This window comes from Candidatus Accumulibacter vicinus, from assembly GCF_000584955.1.
Classification (GTDB): domain Bacteria; phylum Pseudomonadota; class Gammaproteobacteria; order Burkholderiales; family Rhodocyclaceae; genus Accumulibacter; species Accumulibacter vicinus.
The window spans coordinates 31352-34682 of sequence record NZ_JDSS02000038.1; the positions used below are offsets into that span (position 1 = coordinate 31352).

Here is a 3331-nt window from a genome sequence, read left to right on the forward strand (position 1 = left end):
TGGTCCAGTACAATTCCTTGATGGGGACCGCAGCTACTACAGTAGCTGAACTAGCCAAGGCCAATACACTGCTTGCGGACTCGAATACGAAAGTAGCCTCGTCTGCTCCAGCCGTGGGCCGTTCTATGGTCCAGTACAATTCCTTGATGGGGATTGCTGCACAATCAGCGGAGAAGCTAACTAATGCAAATATGCTACTTGCTGCATCAAATAGCAGGGTAGCAGCCTCTATACCTGCCATAGCAAAATCTGCAGTGCAGTATAACTCTTTGATGGGGGCTATAGGAGCTAGCACAGTTACGAATTCCCTGCTAACGCACTCTTCTGTAGTCCAGGGTACAACCCAGCCAGCAGTAAAACCTGTCTCACAGCATGATTCTTTAATGAACACGGTTACGGCACATGATGCTGTAAGTAGTAGTGCTCAGAAGAGTGCGGAACATCTAGTACACTGGAATAAAGTAGCGAATGATGGTCATGCTATAGCAAGGGGTTTGGCAGGGTCTTTAGGAGGCTTGTGGGTTACATATGGGTCACTCGTACCGTTATTGGCTTCGGCCGCTTTAGCCTCCAGTCTTAAATCTGTATTCACAGTAGGTAAAGACTTAGAGTATCAATTTACTTATATACAGGCTATTACTGAGGGCCAGGTTGTATCACTTAGTAAGTTCAAGGAGGCTGTTCAAGGGGCTATGTTTACGCCTTCCGAAGCTGCTGGAGGATTACGTGTATTGACACAAGCTGGCTTATCCGCCTCAGACGCTATGAAGGCACTACCTGAAGTATTAAGACTTGCTACTGTAGGAGAAGTAGACCTAGCTCATGCTGCACTATCTGCTACATCCATAATGCATACATTTGGAAAAAGTGTCAGTGATATATCCCATATTGGAGATGTATTTGCTACAGCAGCTAGATTATCCGCTACATCCGTAAAAGAGATGATGGAGGCTATGAAGCAGGCGTCCTCTATTTCTAACGTGTTCGGTGTATCCTTAGAGGAGACAGCAGCAGCACTAGCTACACTAGCTAATAGAGGTATTGAAGGATCAGCCGCAGGTACTGCGGTTAGGAACATGGTAAAGGAACTGGCTAGCCCGACAACAGCAAAAGCTGCCTATGCTCTGGAGCAGTATGGGATACAAATCTTTAATGCTGATGGAAGCGCTAAAAAGTTTACAGAGAATCTAAGGCAGTTACATGATGTCACTTCCGTAATGACATCTCAAACTAAAGCTAGATTCCTTGAAGATATGTTCAATGAACGAGGAGCAAAGGCAGCAAATATCCTACTATCTGATTTGGATAAGATGTCTGAAACCCTTAAAGAGATTGAACTATCTTCTAAGGGACTTGGGTTCATGTCTGAAGCTACTATTAGAATAGGTCAATCTACTGAGGGTTTGATAAAAGGATTAAAATCTAACATAGAACTTACACTTGGAGAAGTGTTCAAAAGTGTAGAGCCTCAGATTAAGTCTATTATCTACAGTATCTCAGAGCTTGTAAAATCTTCAGAATTTAAATCTGTTCTAACTTCTGTAGCTGAAGCTGTTGCTAACTTAACTATATTTTTGAAAGACCATGCACAAGCTGTTGGGTTAGCAGTTGCAGCTTATGCGGGCTTTAGTATTTTAAAAACCGTAGGAGCTATTATTCTTAGTGCTGTTGGCCCGTTTATATCAATGGGTACTGCACTAGGTACTGCAGTACCCTTAGCTGGAGCATTGGCTACTGCACTTTCAGGGCCTTTAGCGATAGGCTTAGGGGCTGTAGCTGTGATAGCTGCAACAGTAGCTTTAAAACAAAACGAGTTAGACGATACACAGAAAAGACTTGTTGATTCCTCAATAGCTTTGACAGATGCTCAGGCTAGGTTAAACTCGTCCTTGTCATCTGGTTTAGATGCCCTAGTTAAATCTAATGCTTTACAAGCGGAGAGAATTAGACTACTTAGAGAGGGTAAATCTGCTGCAGACGCTGCTAGTGCCTCTATGGATAACCTTGGTTATGCCAGTGCAAAAGCTAACGCAGTGAAAATAAACGCGGACCTTTCTGCAGCTAAAATAGTGCTGAATTCCCCAGAGTTCTCCAAAGAAGATATTAATTTTAATCCAAGTCCTAAGTTCGAGCAGGCATTTAATACCTACCAAGCGTTAGTAAAAGAAGCCAAAAAAGCAAATTCACAGTTAGAGGAGTCAGCATCTAACTCTATTAGAGCCGGTATGCAAGGGCGTCAAAAAGAGCTTCAAGACATACAGGAAAAATCATATGCGGAAGTAGACGCTAATAATAAAAAGTTTGAGGCCATAGCCAAGAGGAGAAGACTCGCTGAGATAGAATTAAGTGAGGGTAAGTTCTACGGTACTGAAGCTCAAATAGCGGCACGTAAAAAGACACTGCAAGCTGACATTGCTAGGGGAGAGGCGGCTTCTAAGTTCAGCCCAATAGATACTAGGACTTCAGAAAGTGAAAGTACTAAAGTAGAGATAGCTCGGCGGGAAGCATTTTTGTCCGCGAACTCTCTAAGTTATGAGAGTAAACCGAAAGCAGTTAAAGCTAGCCATGCTTCGCCTAGAGTAAAAGATTATACTGGAGAACTAGAAAAATCTACAATCGCGTCTAATGTAGAACAACTACAAGAGAATATAAAAGTACTTGATATTATCCATAAAAACCACCTTATAAGCGAAGAGTCGTACCAGAAAAGTTTAACTGCCATCTATCAAGAGTGGAACCCTAAGATTGAGCAAGAGTATCAAAATAGTATTGCTAGGCTGGCAAAACTAGCAAATTCCACGGCTGGAGATGAAAAATTACAATATGAGAAAAAGCGAAAAGACCTAGAGACAGCCTACAGAAAGTTCCTATTCGATGAGTCTATGCGATCAGCGGAATCTGTAGTAGCAGAACAGGGGCGTATAAAGAAAACCTCAGATGAGTTAGACAAGACTATAGCAGAACAATCCGCACGTACCCAGCAATTGATAGATAATCTTGAGGCATCTAGGAAAAAACTAGATATGACCCCTGTTGCAGCCGCTGGATATGACGCTTATCGAGACTCTAAGAAAACATTTGATAAGCCTATTGCAGATTTAAAGTCTCAGTTATCCAATGCCAGATATGCTGGATATGCAGAAGACAGTACCCTTATTAAGGCCCTTGTAGAAGACATTGACAGAGCCATTGCCGCTCAAGAGCGACTAGCTTTGTCAGCATCAGAGGTAGCTGAAAAGGAGGCAGAATTTGCCCGTGAGTACTCAACAGGCTGGAAGACAGCTTTTAAGAGTTGGTCCGACGATGCTACCAATGCAGCTAAGCAGGCTGC

General features: G+C 42.8%; 2 protein-coding genes. One reads left to right on the plus strand and one right to left on the minus strand.

The genetic code is table 11. The features are described 5' to 3' along the window. On the minus strand, nucleotides 1-391 hold a 391-nt coding region (locus CAPSK01_RS23735), incomplete at its 3' end, for a hypothetical protein (protein ID WP_273703960.1). Here CAPSK01_RS23735 and CAPSK01_RS23740 point away from each other — a divergent pair. Continuing rightward, a partial coding sequence (locus CAPSK01_RS23740; protein WP_273703961.1) for a phage tail tape measure protein occupies nucleotides 384-3331 on the plus strand: 2948 nt, incomplete at its 3' end. The genes CAPSK01_RS23735 and CAPSK01_RS23740 overlap by 8 nt on opposite strands.